Below are 16,945 nucleotides of genomic sequence, written 5' to 3' on the forward strand. Positions count from 1 at the left end.
GCCAGCGCGGCCGGATCGGTACTGGGGCGGCCGCCGTTCGTCTGTGAAGGGGTAAGAGCTGTGCGGATCCTGTCGGTGGACCTCGGGACGTCCAACACCGTGGCCGTCCTTTCGGCGCACGGGAGGCCGCCGCGGGTGGTCGAGGTCGACGGTTCGGCCAACATGCCGTCCGCGGTGTTCGCCACCGAGGAAGGCACGATCATGGTCGGCCGGGACGCCGAGCGCCGCGCCCGCCTCGACCCGACCCGCTTCGAGCCCAACCCCAAGCGCCGTATCGACGAGCAGACGCTCCTGCTGGGCACGGACGTCATCCCGGTCAGCGAGGTGCTGGCCGCGATCCTGCGCCGCGTCCTCGACGAGACCACCCGCCAGCTCGGCGGCGAACTGCCCGACGAGGTCCGGCTCACCCACCCCGCGCAGTGGGGCCCGACCCGCCGCAACGTGCTGCTGTCCGCCGCCCGGCTCGCCGGGATGGGCGGCAACCTGGTGCTCGTCCCCGAGCCGGTCGCGGCGGCGGCGCACTTCGCGTCGTTCCCCGGAAAGACACTCGCGCCGGGACAGGCGCTCGCCGTCTACGACCTCGGCGCCGGCACCTTCGACGTCGCGATCGTCGGCGCGACCCCGAACGGCGGCTTCACCGTCGTCGCCGAAGACGGCCTTCCCGACCTCGGTGGCCTCGACGTCGACCAGGCGCTTCTGGTGCACGTCGGTCGCGAGGTGTCGCACAAGGATCCCCAGCGCTGGCAGCGGGTCCTGCGGCCCGAGTCCACTCCGGACCGTCGTACGCGACGCGCGCTGCAGGAGGACGTGAAGGCGGCGAAGGAGGCCCTGTCACGGCACCCGCAGACCGAGGTCCCGATGCCGGAGCCGTTCGAAGACGTGCTCGTCACGCGAGGCGAACTCGAAGCGCTCGTGCGGCCGTCGATGCTGCGCAGTGTCGAGCTGATGGCGCGCGTGGTCCGCTCCGCCGGGATGACCCCGGACCGGCTCGCCGGGATCTACCTCGTCGGCGGTTCGAGCAGGCTTCCGCTGGTCGGCAGCCTGATCGCGGAGAAGCTCGGCGTCGTCCCCGGCAGTCTCGACCAGCCCGAGACCGCGGTCGCCCTCGGCGCCCAGCACGTCGCCTCCGACGGCATCAGCGCGCGGACGCAGGGCGTTGAAGGGCAGGTCGCGGCGGGAACCGGCGCGCACCCCGGCGTTTCGGGTCCGTACGCGCCGCCGCCGCAGCAGGTCGCGTCGATCCCCGGCTATCAGGGAGGGCCCGGGCAGTCCGGTGGCTTCCCGCAGTCGGGCTACCCGAACAGCGGCCCGCAGCAGGTGCAGCAGCCCGCGCCGACGAACTTCCCGACGTACTCCCTCGCCGGGCAGACCACCGCCGAGAAGGCGCCCGCGAGCAAGAAGAAGCCGCTCGTCATCGGCGCCATCGTGGCCGTCGTCGTGCTGATCGCCGCCGGGCTCACGTACTTCCTGACGTCCTCGTCGGTGACGACCTACACGGCCGACGAATGCAAGACGCCCAGCGCGGCCGACGACAAGGGGCTCACCGGCTGCTTGCGCCAGCTCGCCGGGAAGCTCGCCGACACCGGCGACTGCAAGCCGGGGATGGGCAACGGGCCGGCGAAACCGGCGGAAGACCTCGGCGTGACGTCGACCTGCTCCGCGCCGGGCCGCGCCGGCACCCAGGTGACCTATCTTCAGAGCGGCGCGGCGGACAAGCTCAAGGCCTACACCGACGGACTGCTCAAGTCGGCGGGCGGGGACCGCACCGAAGCCAAGTGGGTGGGCAACGGCCTGGAAGGCCAGTACTCCTCGGCCGCCGGGCGGAACGCCGCCGTCCTGGTGTTCACCGTGACCGACCGGCCGCTGGTCGGCTTCATCTACCAGGTCCCGGCCGAAGGACAGACCCCGACGCCGGGCGAGCTGGCGGATTACTTCGAAAAGAGCGTCCAGCCAGGCGAGTAAGCCTCTATTCGCGCGTGAAGGCCCCCTTCCCTCGGCTGAGCCGAGGGAAGGGGGCCTTCACGCGTTTCCCGGCAGGTGCCGGGCTAGACTTCGCCCGATGCGTATCACGGTCTTCCGGCGGCTGATGGCCGACGAATTCGGTCCCGGACGTGCGGAAACCCTCTCCAGGGATCACGTCTTCGGCGAACTCGGGGGCCGGACCGTCGAACAGGCCCTCGACTCGGGAACCTCGGCCAAGGACGTCTGGCGGGCGGTCTGCGACGCCTTCGAAGTCCCGCCGGAGCGGCGCTGACCTCGGGACAAGGGCAAGAACCCTAGCGCAACGGCGTGTCGGCCACAGGCTCGAACACACGTTCGTCTAGGGTGTTGTCCACAACGGGGTCAGCGATCCACAGCTTGGGCGCGAGGCCTGGAATTGTCGGTGGTCGCCCGTAGCGTCGGACCCGACAGCTCAGAACTGAATCAAGCCCTACCGGCTCAACCAACGAGGTGGACTCCATGGCACCAGCAGCACCCGACAAGGACAAGGCGCTCGAACTGGCCCTCGCCCAGATCGACAAGCAGTACGGCAAGGGCTCGGTCATGCGCCTCGGCGAAGAAGGCCGGGTGCCGATCGAGGTCATCCAGACCGGTGCCATCGCCCTCGACGTCGCGCTCGGGATCGGCGGCCTGCCCCGCGGCCGGGTCATCGAGGTCTACGGTCCGGAGTCCTCCGGTAAGACCACCGTGGCGCTGCACGCGGTCGCCAACGCGCAGCGGAACGGCGGCATCGCCGCGTTCATCGACGCGGAGCACGCGCTGGACCCGGATTACGCCAAGAAGCTCGGCGTCGACACCGACGCGCTGCTGGTCTCCCAGCCGGACACCGGTGAGCAGGCGCTCGAGATCGCGGACATGCTGATCCGCTCCGGCGCGCTCGACATCCTGGTCATCGACTCGGTCGCCGCGCTCGTGCCGCGCGCCGAGATCGAGGGCGAGATGGGTGACAGCCACGTCGGTCTCCAGGCCCGGCTGATGAGCCAGGCGCTGCGGAAGATGACCGGTGCGATGAGCAACTCCGGCACCACCGCGATCTTCATCAACCAGCTGCGCGAGAAGATCGGCGTCATGTTCGGCTCCCCGGAGACCACCACCGGTGGTAAGGCGCTGAAGTTCTACGCGTCGGTCCGCCTGGACGTCCGCCGCATCGAGACGCTGAAGGACGGCGGCGAGCCCGTCGGTAACCGCACCCGCGTCAAGGTCGTGAAGAACAAGGTCGCGCCGCCCTTCAAGCAGGCCGAGTTCGACATCCTGTACGGCAAGGGCATCTCGCGCGAGGGCTCGCTGATCGACATGGGTGTCGACCAGGGCATCCTGCGCAAGTCCGGCGCCTGGTACACCTACGAGGGCGACCAGCTGGGCCAGGGCAAGGAGAACGCGCGCAAGTTCCTGCTCGAGAACCCGGACATCGCCAACGAGGTCGAGAAGCGCATCAAGGAGAAGCTCGGCATCGGCGCCGTCGTCGACGCCGAAGCCGCCCCCGCGCCGGTCGACTTCTAAGAGCCCCAGGACCCCGGCCGTCGTCGCGGGCCGGGTGGATGACTTTCGACTGGAGTGAGAGCTGAATGCGTGCGCCCAAGGTGGATCCGGCGGAGCTGCCGCCGGACGAGCGGAGGAAGAAGGCCAAGGAGATCTGCTTCGATCTCCTGGCCGCGCGCCCGCGTTCCACGGACGAACTTCGTCAGGCGCTGAAGCACAAGGGCTTCGACGAGGAGACGACGGAGACCCTGCTCGGTAAGCTGGACCAGGCAGGGCTCATCAACGACGCCGAGTTCGCCGAAATGTGGGTTCGTTCCCGGCATGCCAACATGGGCTTGTCGCGGAACGCCCTCGTGACGGAACTCAAACGCAAAGGAATCGATGGGGATATCGCCGTCCAGGCCGCCGACGAGGTGGACCGAGAGGCAGAGGAGCAGCGCGCCCGAGAGCTGGTACGGAAGCGCATGCGCTCCTTGGGCAACGTCGACGAGCAGACGGCGATCCGCCGCCTGCTGGGCTTCCTCGCCCGCAAGGGCTATCCCCAAGGGCTGGCCTACACCGTGATCCGCGACGAACTCCGCGAGTTCGGCGCCGAAGCGGCTCTCCTGGACGACCCCGCCCTCGACTGAGCTTCCCTTCACGTGACCTGTCCACCGGCCGCGCGGGCCCACTTGCCCGCCGGCCGGTGTTCTGCGTTCATGGGCTTGGGCCTCGTGAGTGGTAAGCCGCGTTCTGGTGGACTCGTATGTGCCTACTCGCTGGGATCTGGTCTTGCCTCGGTGTCTTCGTGCTGGGTGGAGGGACCGCACGAGCGACACTTACCACTCACGACCAACTCGCCCAAGGCCTGCTCGCTGTGCCTGAAGGTCCCTTCCTCACGCCAGACGCAGGGAAGGTCACCCGCACACACCTCCACCGCGACCAGCGGGCGGAAGTGGCGATACCGGATGCCGTGAAGGCCTCCTTCCCTACCCTGACAGTAGGAAAGGAGGCCTTCACGGACGTGCTGCCTCCTGACGGCGCCTCGCCCTGTGGTCGTGAGTGGTAAGTGCCGCTCTAACGGCACTTGCCACTCACGAGGGCGACCCAGTCGGTCCTGGCGCGCGGTATGCCTGCCGAAGTACGTGAAGGCCCCCTTCATTGCGCCTAGCGCAATGAAGGGGGCCTTCACGTACTTCGGCATGGTGCCAAGGGGGCCTTCACGCCATGCCGAAGTGACGCCGGCGTGTCCGGGGCGAAAGCGTCGATCACGAAGGCCGTAAAGGCCTCCTTCACAGCCTTCGGGGTAGGCAAGGAGCCTCCCGGCGAGGCTCTGACCAGCACCGACGAGACCGATCAGGAATCAAGAAGCACCAGGCACCCGCTGAGAAATAGCGTTACCGGCATGAACTTCATCGACGCCATCACCCTCGAAGCCACCGACACCGAGGCCGCCGAACGCTTCTACACCACCGCCTTCGGGCTCGGCCCCGAGCTGCGGCTGCGGGCCTCGCAGGAGCCCTCCACCGGCTTCCGCGGCTACACCCTCTCCCTCACGGTTTCCCAGCCCGCCAACGTCGACGCGCTCGTCGACGCCGCCCTCGCCGCCGGCGCGACCGTGATCAAGCCCGCCGCGAAGTCGATGTGGGGTTACGGCGGCACCGTCCAGGCCCCGGACGGCGCGATCTGGAAGATCGCCACCTCGGCGAAGAAGAACACCGGCCCGGCCACCCGCGAGATCGACGACATCGTCCTGCTGCTGGGTGTCGCCGACGTGGCCGCGAGCAAGAAGTTCTACACCGAGCACGGCCTCACCGTCGGGAAGAGCTTCGGCCGCATGTACGTCGAGTTCGAGTCCGGTTCGGACCCGGTCAAGCTGGCGCTGTACCGGCGCAAGGCGCTGGCCAAGGACGCCGGTGTGGCCCCGGAGGGCACGGGCTCGCACCGCATCGCGATCTGCGGCACCGCCCCGTTCACCGACCCGGACGGGTTCGCCTGGGAGAACTCCACCCTCGCCGCCCAGTCCTGATGTGCCACTACCGGATGCCCCCGCTCGCCGCTTACCAAGGAGAAAACACCATGAGCACCACGTACGAAGGATTCTCGGCCGAAGAGAAGGCCGCGATGAAGGAACACGCCCAGGACATGAAGAAGGCCGCGCGACGAAGCTCGGCTGCCGACAAAGCAGCGGCGGCGGAGCAGGACGTGGTCGCGAAGATCGCCGAGATGTCCGAAGGGGACCGGATCCTGGCCGAGATGGTCCACGCCGTCGTGAAGACGACCGCCCCGATGCTCGCGCCGAAGCTCTGGTACGGCCAGCCCGCATATGCGCTGGACGGAAAGCTTGTCTGCTTCTTCCAGGCCGCCGCCAAATTCAAGACGCGGTACGCGACGCTCGGCTTCAACGAAGAGGCCCAGCTGGACGACGGCGAGATGTGGGCGACAGCTTTCGCGCTGACCGCGGCCACCCCCGCGGTGAAGAAGCGCGTCGCCGCTCTGGTGAAGCAGGCCGTCAGCTGAGAGTGGCAATGCGCTTTACCGCGTGATTGGCCACTCCCGCCCCAGTGAAAGAACCCTAGGCTCGGGTCGCATGATCACCATCGAGCCGCTGAAGCCCGAAGACCGCGAAGCCTGGGAAAGCCTGTTCCGCGCGTACATCGCTTTCTACGAACGTGTTGCGCCCCAAGAGGTCTACGACCGTGCCTGGCGCGAATTCTCGACAGGGGAGCGGCTGCACGCGCTCGGTGCCCAGCTGGACGGCGAGCTCGTCGGGATCGTGCACTTCCTGGTGCATCCCAGCACTTCCGCGCTCACCGACGTCTGTTACCTGCAGGACCTGTTCACCGCACCGGAAGCCCGGGGCAAAGGCGTCGCGCGGGCCTTGATCGAGGCTGTCGCCGACTGGGCACGTGACCGCGAGTGCGACCGCGTTTACTGGCACACCAAGGAATCCAACGTCACCGCGCGCCGTCTGTACGACCGGGTCGCGATCAACCGGGGTTTCATCCAGTACCAGCTCCCGCTCTGAAAGCCGTGAAGGCCACCTCCACGAAGGTGGCCTTCACGAAACGGGTCAGAGCTTCGAAGCCTCCGCCGCGAAGGCTTCGATCTTCCCGAAGTCCTTGGCCGCCAAAGCGTCCTTCGGCGTCAGCCACGAACCACCGATGCAGCCCACAGTGGACAGTGCGAGGTAGTCCGGCGCGGTCTTCACGGTGATCCCGCCGGTCGGGCAGAACCGCAGCCCGGGCAGCGGCCCGCCGATCGACTTCAGGTACGCCACACCGCCGCTGGCCTCGGCGGGGAAGAACTTCAGGGCCGTCAGCCCGCGTTCGGCCAGCCGCATCGCCTCGGACACCGTGCTCGCACCCGGCAGGAACGGCAGGCCGGTGTCGAAAGCGGCGTCCAGCACCGAGTCCGTGCAGCCCGGCGTGACGAGGAACTTCGCGCCGGCGTCGGCGGCCTGCTTGGCGTGCTCGGGCGCGGTGACGGTCCCGGCGCCGATCACGATCTCCGGGACCTCCGCCGCGATCCGCTCGATGGAGGCGAGTGCCGCCGGGGTGCGCAGGGTCAGCTCGATCACGCCGATCCCGCCCGCGAGCAGGGCCCGCGCGGTGGGCACCGCGTCGGCGGCGTCGTCGAGCACGACGACGGGCATCACGGGGGACAGGCCGAGCAGGTCCGCGCCGGTGGTCACTGGGTTACCTCCACAGGGGTCAACGTGTGCGCCGGAGCGCCGAAATGTTCCGGGGTGAGCGGTCCGAACACGCTCGCGCCCTGATCGGCGGGGCCGACCGCGCGGCGCAGCGCCGCGAACAGCTCCCGGCCGGTACCGGTCCAGGATGCCTCCGAAGGAGGGGAGTCCACCAGTTCACGGCGGGCGAGTTCTTCGTCACCCACGAAGACGTCGAGGGTCCCGGCCTTGGCGTCGAGACGGACGACGTCGCCGTCGGCGATCCGCGCGATCGGGCCGCCCACAGCGGCTTCCGGGGTCACCTGGATCGCCGCCGGGATCTTGCCGGACGCGCCGGACATCCGGCCGTCGGTGAGCAACGCCACCTGGTGCCCGCGGTCCATCAGCACCCCCAGCGCCGGGGTGAGCCCGTGCAGTTCCGGCATCCCGTTGGCCTGCGGGCCCTGCTGCCGGATGACCACGACGACGTCGCGGTCCAGCTCGCCGGCCTCGAAAGCGTCCTTGAAGGACTTCTGGTCGGTGAACACCCGCGCCGGGGCCTGGACGATCCGGTGTTCCGGGGCCACCGCCGACACCTTGATCACCGCGCGGCCGAGGTTGCCCGCGACCATCCGCAGCCCGCCGTCGGCCGCGAAGGGACGCCATGCCGGGCGGAGGACGTCCTCGTCGAGGCTGTGCGTCGGGACGTCCCGCCAGACCAGTTCGCCCTCGGAGAGGATCGGCTCCTGCCGGTAGCGGTGCAGTCCCGGTCCGGCGACGGTCTGGACGTCCTCGTGCAGCAGGCCCGCGTCGAGCAGCGTGCCGACCAGGAACTGGATGCCCCCGGCGGCGTGGAAGTGGTTGATGTCCGCGCTGCCGTTCGGGTACACCCGGGCCAGCAGCGGGATCACCGACGACAGATCCGAGAAGTCGTCCCAGGTCAGCTGGAGGCCTGCGGCCGCGGCGATCGCGACGAGGTGCATCGTGTGGTTGGTCGAGCCACCGGTGGCGAGCAGCGCGATGACGCCGTTGACGACGGCCTTCTCGTCGATCACCCGCGAGACCGGGGTGTACTCCTCGCCGCGCGAGAGCTTCACGACGCGGCGTCCGGCCTCCTCGGTGAGCACGCGCCGCAGCGGCGAGTTCGGCTGCACGAAGCTGGCGCCCGGCAGGTGCAGGCCCATCACCTCGACGACCATCTGGTTCGAGTTGGCCGTGCCGTAGAAGGTGCACGTCCCCGCCGAGTGGTACGAAGCCGCTTCGGCGTCCAGCAGGTCTTCGCGGGTCGCCTTGCCCTCGGCGTAGAGCTGGCGCACGCGCGCCTTCTCCTTGTTCGGCAGGCCCGAGTTCATCGGCCCGGCGGGCACCAGGATCGCCGGGAGGTGCCCGAACGACAGCGCCCCGATCAGCAGGCCGGGCACGATCTTGTCGCAGACGCCGAGCAGCAGCGCCGCGTCGAACATGTCGTGCGAGAGCGCGATCGCGGTCGACATCGCGATCACCTCGCGGCTGAACAGCGACAGCTCCATCCCCGGGCGGCCCTGCGTGACGCCGTCGCACATCGCGGGTACACCGCCGGCGAACTGGGCCACGCCGCCCGCCTGGCGGACCGACCCCTTCAGCATCGCGGGGTACTCCTGCATCGGCTGGTGCGCCGAAAGCATGTCGTTGTAGGACGAGACGATCGCGACGCCCGGCGCCCGCACGGCGCGCAGTGCCGCTTTGTCGACACCTTCCATGGCGGCGAAGCCGTGGGCGAGGTTGCTGCAGTCGAGGCCGCGCCGCATCGGCCCTTCCTCGTGGGAGGCGGCGACGCGCTCGAGGTACGCGGCGCGGGTGCCGGCACTGCGGGCGGCGACGCGCTCGGTGACTTCGGCGATGATGGGGTGGATGTTCGGGGCGGTGCTCATTGTCCGGCTCCGGATCACTGGTCGTGGTGGTCCGCGGGACGGCAACGCTGACGTCGCTGGGTCGTGACAGTGGCCACAGTAACCCAGGGGAAAGCCCGGATCAAAATCGATACAGAAGATCGACTCGCGTGACCTCCGTCACGCCACTGGGTTCTACTGTGCTACTTGTCACATTGCACAACGCGCGGCAGAGTCGAGACGGCGAGGAATCGCTTGCCTTCGAAGGCTCAAGCGGCCAACCGAACCGACCATCGGGAGGTACCGATGTCCACCACAGAGATCGCCGAGCTTCGGCGAGCCATCGGTCAGTTGAGGCAGTGCGTCGGCGCGCTGCGGTCCCGATACGGCGACGCCTCGGCGGTGAAGCGCCTGGCGAACGACGTGGAGCGTCTCGACATCGACGCGACCGACCTCGACACGACCCCGCACGCCGTCCCGGCGCAGGCGAAAGCCGCCGAACGTGTCCCTGTACCCGACACGCCTTACGACCCGGCGCTGTGGCACGGCGCCGATGACGAGGGCGTCGGCGGCTACAAGCGCGACCAGCGGTGAGCGCCCCCGCCGGCAAAAAGGCCGGACGGGGTACGGGGGTCCACGCACCGACGCGGGCCCGGATCGCCGAACGAACGCTGCGCACCGACCGGTGGTGGCTCTCCCCGCTGCTGACCGTCCTCGGCCTCTCCACCTTCATCGTCTACGCGACGATCAGGGCCTTCGTGCGCACCGCGTATTGGGTGCCCGAGTACCACTACCTGACGCCGTTCTACTCGCCCTGCGTCTCGGAATCCTGCGTCGAAGGCTCCCGGCATTTCGGGGCCTGGTTCGGTGAACTGCCGGGCTTCATCCCGCTTGGCTTCCTCGTGCTGCCGTTCCTGCTGGGCTTCCGGCTGACCTGCTACTACTACCGCAAGGCCTACTACCGGGCCGTCTGGTTCTCGCCGCCCGCGTGCGCGGTCGCCGAACCGCACGCGAAGTACACCGGGGAGACCCGGCTGCCGCTGATCATCCAGAACGTCCACCGCTACTTCTTCTACGTGGCCGTGGTCGTCTCGCTGATCAACACCTACGACGCGATCACCGCGTTCCACGGCATCGACGGCGGGTTCGGTTTCGGGCTCGGCAACATCGTGCTGCTCGGCAACGTGGTCCTGTTGTGGGCGTACACGTTGTCGTGCCACTCGTGCCGGCACGTGACCGGCGGCAGGCTCAAGCACTTCTCGAAACATCCGGTCCGCTACTGGATCTGGACCCAGATCACGAAGCTCAACACCCGCCACATGGCGCTGGCGTGGACGACGCTCGGCACGCTCGTGCTGACCGACCTCTACGTGATGCTCGTGGCCAGCGGCGCGATTTCGGATCTGCGGTTCATCAACTAGCGGCGCGGGAATCTCCCGTCCCCGGCGACAAGCTTTGAGGTGGCTCTTTCTATGACCGAGGTCGAACGGCTCAACTATGACGTGGTGGTGATCGGTGCCGGCGGTGCCGGTCTCCGCGCGGTCATCGAAGCCCGTGAACGCGGCTTCAGCGTCGCGGTGGTGTGCAAATCGCTGTTCGGCAAGGCGCACACGGTGATGGCCGAAGGCGGCTGCGCGGCGTCGATGGGCAACGCGAACTCGAACGACAACTGGCAGGTGCACTTCCGCGACACCATGCGCGGCGGGAAGTTCCTCAACAACTGGCGGATGGCCGAACTCCACGCCAGGGAGGCGCCGGACCGGGTCTGGGAACTGGAGACCTACGGCGCGCTGTTCGACCGCACCGCCGACGGCCGGATCAGCCAGCGCAACTTCGGCGGGCACACGTACCCGCGGCTGGCGCACGTCGGGGACCGGACCGGACTCGAGCTGATCCGCACGATGCAGCAGAAGATCGTTTCGCTGCAGCAAGAGGACTTCAAGGAGACCGGCGATTACGAGGCGAGGATCAAGGTTTTCGCCGAATGCACGATCACCGAGCTGCTGACCGACGACGGCCGGATCTCGGGCGCCTTCGGGTACTGGCGCGAGAGCGGGCGGTTCATCCTGTTCGAGACGCCGGCGGTGGTGCTGGCCACCGGCGGCATCGGGAAGTCGTTCAAGGTCACCTCGAACTCGTGGGAGTACACCGGTGACGGGCACGCGCTGGCGCTGCGGGCCGGGGCGACGCTCATCAACATGGAGTTCGTCCAGTTCCACCCGACGGGCATGGTCTGGCCGCCGAGTGTGAAGGGCATCCTCGTCACCGAAGGCGTCCGCGGTGACGGAGGTGTCCTCAAGAACACCGAGGACAAGCGGTTCATGTTCGAGTACGTCCCAGACGTCTTCAAGGGGCAGTACGCGGACAGCGAGGAAGAAGCCGACCGCTGGTACACCGACCAGGAGAAGAACCGGCGCACCCCGGACCTGCTGCCGCGCGACGAGGTGGCGCGCGCGATCAACTCCGAGGTCAAGGCGGGGAGGGGATCGCCGCACGGCGGGGTCTTCCTCGACATCGCCAGCAGGCTGCCCGCGGAGGAGATCCGCAAGCGGCTGCCGTCGATGTACCACCAGTTCAAGGAACTCGCCGACGTCGACATCACCAAGGAGCCGATGGAGGTCGGCCCGACCTGTCACTACGTGATGGGCGGGATCGAGGTCGACCCGGACACCGCGTCGTCGAGCGTGCCGGGGCTGTTCGCCGCCGGTGAATGCTCGGGCGGCATGCACGGATCGAACCGGCTCGGCGGCAACTCGCTTTCGGACCTGCTCGTCTTCGGCCGCAGGGCGGGGCTCGGTGCCGCGTCCTACGTCGCGGAACTGGCCGACCGCCCCAAGGTCAGTCAGTCCGATGTGGACGCCGCCGCGACGATGGCGCTCGCGCCGTTCGACCCGCCGGGCGACGGTGTCGAGGAGAACCCGTACAGCCTGCACACCGAACTGCAGCAGTCGATGAACGACCTGGTCGGCATCATCCGCAAGTCGGAGGAGATCGAGCGGGCGCTGGAGAAGCTCGGGGAGCTGCGCGAGCGGATCAAGCGGGTCACCGTCGAAGGGCACCGGCAGTTCAACCCCGGCTGGCATCTCGCCGTCGACCTGCGGAACATGCTGATGGTCAGCGAATGCGTCGCCAGGGCCGCGCTCACCAGGACCGAGAGCCGGGGCGGCCACACGCGGGACGACCATCCGGGCATGGATTCCCAGTGGCGCAACAAACTCCTGGTCTGCTCGGCCGCGCCGGGCGAGAACCCGGTGGTGCCGGACATCGGCATCGAGGTCAAGGAACAGCTCCCGTTGCGGCAGGATCTGCTGGAGTTGTTCGAGCTGTCCGAGCTGGGGAAGTACTACACCGACGAAGAACTGACTTCGCACCCCGGGAGTCCGGCATGAGCTACAAGGCGAGTTTCCGGGTGTGGCGCGGCGACGCCGACTCGGGTGAGCTGCAGGACTACAGCGTCGAGGTCAACGAGGGCGAGGTCGTCCTCGACATCATCCACCGGCTGCAGGCCACCCAGGCTTCGGATCTGGCGGTGCGGTGGAACTGCAAGGCGGGCAAATGCGGTTCGTGCTCGGCGGAGATCAACGGCAAACCGCGGCTGCTGTGCATGACCCGGATGTCGACCTTCACCGAGGACGAGGTCATCACCGTGACGCCGATGCGGACGTTCCCGGTGATCCGCGACCTCGTGACCGACGTGTCGTTCAACTACACCAAGGCCCGCGAGATCCCGTCGTTCACCCCGCCCGCGGACCTGAAACCGGGGGAGTACCGGATGCAGCAGGTCGACGTCGAGCGCTCGCAGGAGTTCCGCAAGTGCATCGAATGCTTCCTGTGCCAGAACACCTGCCACGTGGTCCGCGACCACGAGGAGAACAAGGAGTCCTTCGCCGGGCCTCGGTACCTGATGCGGATCGCCGAACTCGAAATGCACCCCCTCGACGTCGCCGACCGGCGTGACGAGGCGCAGGAGGAACACGGGCTCGGCTACTGCAACATCACCAAGTGCTGTTCGGACGTGTGCCCGGAGGGCATCCACATCACCGACAACGCGCTGATCCCGATGAAGGAACGCGTCGCGGACCGGAAGTACGACCCCATCGTGTGGCTGGGGAACAAGCTGTTCCGGCGGGACAAGTAGCGAGAAATTCGTGAGTGGCGATCCGGTATTTGCTTACCTGCTGGTGTGGTCGGCGGTCGAGCGTGGAGGATTCGGGACGTTGAGTGTCCCGGATCCTCCACGCTCGACCCTGGCACACTGAATCGCCACCCACGACCACCTGGGCCGGCCCGTCCGCCGAGCCAGAAGGCGTAACTCGCGTGATCACCCGGTAGTTAAAGAAATTGACCATCATCGGGTGGTCACGCAAGATGAGCTCATACACCGATCGAGGGAGTGCGAATGACGAACATGATGTGGCGACGCGAGTTCGCCGACGCATGTCCGGCTCGCCTCGGCATGGTGGAAAAGAACGGCTCCCCGCCGTCGTCTTAGAACGACGTCGCAGACAACGGAGCCGCCCTTCGGGAAACCGAACCGGGCGGCTTTTTCGTGAACCCTTGTAGCTCAACGGAAAGAGTACGGCGCTACGAACGCCGGGGTCCAGGTTCGATTCCTGGCAGGGGTACTTCTGGAACGAAACGCCTCCGGTGCGCAGTGTGCGCCGGAGGCGTGTTCCAGGCCAAACCCCCGGCACGGCGGGGAAACTGTTCCGTCGTACCGGTGCGGCGGTGTGGGCTCCGTGCGGTTCACACCGCCAGACGCGCACGGTCCGGCGACCGGCCGGGATTCATAGCCCCGGCCAGCCTGGCTCGACACCAGGGTGCGCGACTCAGGGCGCCTTGCGGGCGCTGTGCACGTCGCCGCTTTCGTGGCGGTGCAGCACGATGTCCTGGAAACCGTTGTCCCGCAGGGCTTCTTCCAGGTCGAGCCCGTTCGCGGCCACGGCGACGAGCAGCCCGCCCGTCACCAGGCTCGCGATGACCCGGTCTAGATGGCCGGGGGAGTCCAGCAGGGCCACGACGACGTCGAAAGCTCCCATCACCGGCAGCCGGGCGAGCTGGTGGACCTCGTAGGAGATCCCGAGGGGGTCGCGTTCCTCTTCGCGTTGCGCGACCGCGATCAGCGCCTGATCCGCGTCGACCCCGACCACCCGGCGGGCGCCGTCGCCGCGGAAGCGTCGGGGAAAGCGGCCATCGCCGCACCCGACGACCAGGACCGACCTGCCCGCCAGGTCCGGTAGCGCTTCGAGCAACGCCGCGGCCTGGTCCGCCATACGGCCGACGCTAGTCGACCGGACCGCCGTCCCGACAGGACCAACAGGCCTATCCCGCAATACATGAAGGCCCCCTTCCTGTACCTAGGCGCAAGGAAGGGGGCCTTCATGTACTTCTGTGGAGCTAGACCGCCCCGCCGCTCGCGTCGTCGCGGGTGAGGACGACGTTCGCTGTCGCCGCCATGACCGGCCTGGCGCCCTTGGGCGCCTTCTTCCGCCGGGCCAGCTTGTTCTCCAGCCAGCGAGCGAACTGGGTCAGGAGCAGGTTCAGCACGATGAAGATGATCGCGACGACGATCAGCGTCGGGATCGTGTTGCTGTAGAGACCGGTGAGCGGTCCGGAGCCGCGGATCAGCTCGTCGAAGCCGATGGTCAGCTGACCGGCCAGCGCGGTGTCCTTCAGGATGACGACCAGCTGGCTGACCAGTGCGGGCAGCATCAGCGTGACGGCCTGCGGAAGCAGGACGTTGATCATCGTCTGGGTCTTGCGCAGGCCCAGCGCGGACGACGCCTCCGCCTGCCCCTTCGGCAGCGACAGGATGCCCGCACGGAACACCTCGGCCAGGACCGAACCGTTGTAGAGCACCAGACCGGTGACCGCGGCGAAGAGCGGGCGGATCTCGGAGTCGATGCCGGTGTAGTACGCGTAGAAGGCCGCGGCGAAGACCATCAGCAGCAGCACCGGGATGGCCCGGAAGAACTCGACGATCCAGCTGACCGGCAGCCGGATCCACTTGTGCTCGGACAGTCGGCCGATGCCCAGCAACGCACCGATCGGCAACGCGATCACGATCGAGAGCCCGGCCGCCTTCAGCGTGTTGAGCAGGCCGGGAAGCAGGAACTGCGTCCACGTCGTACCGTCGATGAAGGGCTTCCAGAGGGCGCCCGCCCACTGGCCCTTCTCGTCGAAGCCGGTGTAGACGAAGTAGACCACCAGCGCCAGGACGAGCACGAAAAGCACGGTGTAGAGCCAGTTGCGCGCCCGTGCCTTGGGGCCGGGGATGTCGTACAGAACGGCCTGCGTGCTCATCGCTTGACCTCGACCTTCTTGGCAACCCAGCCCAGCAGCAGGCCGAGGGGGAGGACCAGGACGACGAACCCGGCGGCGAACAGGAAGAAGACCACCAGCAGCGAGTCGGACTCGTTCTCCACCATCTCCGACATCAGCAGCGACGCCTCCGCCACCCCGATGATCGAGGCGACCGTGGTGTTCTTCAGCAGGGCGATCATGACGTTGGCCAGCGGTGCGATCACCGACCGGAACGCCTGCGGCAGCACGATCAGCGTCAGTACCTGGACGAAGCCGAGGCCCAGCGCGCGGGCCGCTTCCGCCTGCCCGACGGGGACGGTGTTGATGCCCGATCGCAGCGATTCACAGACGAACGTTGCGGTGTAGGCGATGAAGCCGAGGATCGCGAGCCGGAAGGCGTTGTCTTCCAGCGACGTCGTCGAGTCCGACGAGGCCAGGTTGAGTCCCAGCGTGGAGGACAATCCCAGCGACGTGAAGACGATGATCACCGTCAGCGGGGTATTCCGGAAGATGTTGACGTAGGCGGTGCCGAACGCCCTCATGATCGGAACCGGGCTCACCCGTATCCCCACCAGGATCGTCCCCCAGATCAGGGAACCGATGGCGGAGAAGAAGGTCAGCTTGATCGTCATCCAGAAGGCGCCGAGCAAGTCGTAATTGGGATTGTCGAGGAAATCGAACAAGGTGCTCAACCCAGCCTCGGTATGGGAACGGTGCGCCGCGGTACACGGCGCACCGTTCGATTCCTTCAGTTCAGCGGCTCAGGGGAGCCTGTTCACGAGATGGCCGGGGGCTCCGGGATCTTGTAGCCCGACGGACCGACGTTCTTCTCCAGAGCGGCCTTCCACGCGCCGTCCTGCTGCATCTTCTTGATGGCGTTGTTGATCGCGGTGACGCTCTCGGTGTCGTCCTTCTTCAGGCCGACGCCGTACTTCTCGTCGGTGAAGCCCTTGCCGACCAGCTTCAGCTTGCCGGGCTGCTGCGCGGCGTAGCCGGCGAGGATCACGTCATCGGTGGTCATCGCGTCGACGGTCTTGTTGAGCAGCGAGGTGACGCAGTCGGTGTACTTGCCGCGCTCTTCGAGCTGGACTTCCTTGGCGTACTTTTCCTTGACGTTCTGCGCCGGGGTGGAACCCTTGACCGAGCAGAGCTTCTTATTGCCGGTCAGCGACTCGGGGCCGGTGATGTCGGTGGCGTCTGCGCGGACCAGCAGGTCCTGGTGGGCGATGAAGTACGGGCCCGCGAAGGACACATCGTTCTTGCGCTTGTCGGTGATCGAGTAGGTGGCGACGATGAAGTCGACCTCACCCTTCTTGATCAGGTCCTCGCGCTGCGCGGACTGCGCTTCCTTCCAGCTGATCCCCGACTCTTCGACGCCGAGTTCCTTGGCGATGTACTTCGCCACGTCGACGTCGAAACCGGCATAGGTGCCGTCGGCCTGCTTCTGGCCGAGGCCCGGCTGGTCGAACTTGATGCCGATGGTCAGCTTCTTGTCGTTCTTGGCCTTCGCCACCAGGTTCTTGGCGCCGCTGGAGCCGCTGCCGGCGTCCGACCCGCCGCCACCACAGGCGGAGAGGGCGAGCCCGGCCGCCACGACGGCCGCGCTCATTCGCAGAACTCGGTTCAACCGCATTCTTTTCAGTTT

The 16,945-nt window shown here is 67.6% G+C and carries 17 protein-coding genes and 1 tRNA gene; 12 read left to right on the plus strand and 6 right to left on the minus strand.

Annotated features, from left to right (window positions below; translation table 11 throughout):
- Positions 1-60: 60 nt before the first annotated feature.
- The 7 genes from ACFOSH_RS39540 (at position 61) to ACFOSH_RS39570 (ending at position 6,487) form a co-directional block, all read left to right on the plus strand.
- Positions 61-1,962: an Hsp70 family protein gene (locus tag ACFOSH_RS39540; RefSeq protein ID WP_378246120.1), complete on the plus strand. Its 1,902-nt coding sequence runs from the start codon at positions 61-63 to the stop codon at positions 1,960-1,962.
- Between the two features lie 97 nt (positions 1,963-2,059).
- Positions 2,060-2,254, plus strand: a complete 195-nt coding sequence (locus ACFOSH_RS39545; RefSeq protein ID WP_093938916.1) for a DUF3046 domain-containing protein — start codon at positions 2,060-2,062, stop codon at positions 2,252-2,254.
- Positions 2,255-2,460: 206 nt separating this feature from the next.
- A complete protein-coding gene (gene recA / locus ACFOSH_RS39550; RefSeq protein ID WP_184902196.1) occupies positions 2,461-3,501 on the plus strand; it encodes a recombinase RecA in 1,041 nt (346 codons plus the stop codon).
- Positions 3,502-3,581: 80 nt separating this feature from the next.
- Positions 3,582-4,109, plus strand: coding sequence for a regulatory protein RecX (locus ACFOSH_RS39555; protein ID WP_378246175.1), 528 nt, complete (start codon positions 3,582-3,584; stop codon positions 4,107-4,109).
- A gap of 755 nt (positions 4,110-4,864) precedes the next feature.
- Positions 4,865-5,488, plus strand: coding sequence for a glyoxalase (locus ACFOSH_RS39560; RefSeq protein WP_378246123.1), 624 nt, complete (start codon positions 4,865-4,867; stop codon positions 5,486-5,488).
- A gap of 50 nt (positions 5,489-5,538) precedes the next feature.
- Entirely contained in the window at positions 5,539-5,979 is a 441-nt protein-coding gene (locus ACFOSH_RS39565) for an iron chaperone (protein WP_378246125.1), read from the plus strand.
- 70 nt (positions 5,980-6,049) lie between these two features.
- Positions 6,050-6,487, plus strand: a complete 438-nt coding sequence (locus tag ACFOSH_RS39570) for a GNAT family N-acetyltransferase (protein WP_378246127.1) — start codon at positions 6,050-6,052, stop codon at positions 6,485-6,487.
- Positions 6,488-6,532: 45 nt separating this feature from the next.
- Here ACFOSH_RS39570 and eda read toward each other — a convergent pair whose 3' ends face one another.
- Both eda and edd read right to left on the minus strand, forming a co-directional pair.
- A complete protein-coding gene (gene eda, locus ACFOSH_RS39575) occupies positions 6,533-7,153 on the minus strand; it encodes a bifunctional 4-hydroxy-2-oxoglutarate aldolase/2-dehydro-3-deoxy-phosphogluconate aldolase (protein ID WP_378246129.1) in 621 nt (206 codons plus the stop codon).
- Complete coding sequence (gene edd, locus ACFOSH_RS39580; protein ID WP_378246131.1) at positions 7,150-9,039, minus strand: phosphogluconate dehydratase; 1,890 nt, start codon at positions 9,037-9,039, stop codon at positions 7,150-7,152. Before edd ends, eda begins: the two co-directional genes overlap by 4 nt.
- Positions 9,040-9,303: 264 nt before the next feature.
- On the opposite strand from edd, the gene ACFOSH_RS39585 reads away from it, so the two are divergent.
- The 5 genes from ACFOSH_RS39585 to ACFOSH_RS39605 all read left to right on the plus strand — a co-directional run bounded on the left by ACFOSH_RS39585 (position 9,304) and on the right by ACFOSH_RS39605 (position 13,622).
- Positions 9,304-9,591, plus strand: a complete 288-nt coding sequence (locus ACFOSH_RS39585) for a hypothetical protein (RefSeq protein ID WP_378246133.1) — start codon at positions 9,304-9,306, stop codon at positions 9,589-9,591.
- Positions 9,588-10,418 carry a hypothetical protein gene (locus ACFOSH_RS39590; RefSeq protein WP_378246135.1) on the plus strand — a complete coding sequence of 277 codons (831 nt, stop codon included), beginning with the start codon at positions 9,588-9,590 and terminating at the stop codon, positions 10,416-10,418. The genes ACFOSH_RS39585 and ACFOSH_RS39590 overlap by 4 nt, the downstream gene beginning before the upstream one ends.
- A gap of 51 nt (positions 10,419-10,469) precedes the next feature.
- Positions 10,470-12,386: a fumarate reductase/succinate dehydrogenase flavoprotein subunit gene (locus ACFOSH_RS39595; protein ID WP_378246137.1), complete on the plus strand. Its 1,917-nt coding sequence runs from the start codon at positions 10,470-10,472 to the stop codon at positions 12,384-12,386.
- Positions 12,383-13,135 carry a succinate dehydrogenase/fumarate reductase iron-sulfur subunit gene (locus ACFOSH_RS39600; protein WP_378246139.1) on the plus strand — a complete coding sequence of 251 codons (753 nt, stop codon included), beginning with the start codon at positions 12,383-12,385 and terminating at the stop codon, positions 13,133-13,135. Before ACFOSH_RS39595 ends, ACFOSH_RS39600 begins: the two co-directional genes overlap by 4 nt.
- 415 nt (positions 13,136-13,550) lie before the next feature.
- Positions 13,551-13,622, plus strand: a tRNA-Arg gene (locus tag ACFOSH_RS39605).
- A gap of 204 nt (positions 13,623-13,826) precedes the next feature.
- Here the strand turns inward: ACFOSH_RS39605 and ACFOSH_RS39610 are convergent.
- The 4 genes from ACFOSH_RS39610 to ACFOSH_RS39625 form a co-directional block, all read right to left on the minus strand.
- Positions 13,827-14,270, minus strand: coding sequence for a class I SAM-dependent methyltransferase (locus ACFOSH_RS39610; protein WP_378246141.1), 444 nt, complete (start codon positions 14,268-14,270; stop codon positions 13,827-13,829).
- Between the two features lie 124 nt (positions 14,271-14,394).
- Positions 14,395-15,300 carry an amino acid ABC transporter permease gene (locus ACFOSH_RS39615; protein WP_378246143.1) on the minus strand — a complete coding sequence of 302 codons (906 nt, stop codon included), beginning with the start codon at positions 15,298-15,300 and terminating at the stop codon, positions 14,395-14,397.
- Positions 15,297-15,992, minus strand: coding sequence for an amino acid ABC transporter permease (locus tag ACFOSH_RS39620; RefSeq protein WP_378246145.1), 696 nt, complete (start codon positions 15,990-15,992; stop codon positions 15,297-15,299). Before ACFOSH_RS39620 ends, ACFOSH_RS39615 begins: the two co-directional genes overlap by 4 nt.
- Before the next feature lie 83 nt (positions 15,993-16,075).
- Positions 16,076-16,933: a glutamate ABC transporter substrate-binding protein gene (locus ACFOSH_RS39625; RefSeq protein ID WP_378246147.1), complete on the minus strand. Its 858-nt coding sequence runs from the start codon at positions 16,931-16,933 to the stop codon at positions 16,076-16,078.
- Positions 16,934-16,945: the final 12 nt, after the last annotated feature.

It is taken from the genome of Amycolatopsis speibonae (assembly GCF_042647925.1).
Taxonomy (GTDB): Bacteria; Actinomycetota; Actinomycetes; order Mycobacteriales; family Pseudonocardiaceae; genus Amycolatopsis; species Amycolatopsis speibonae.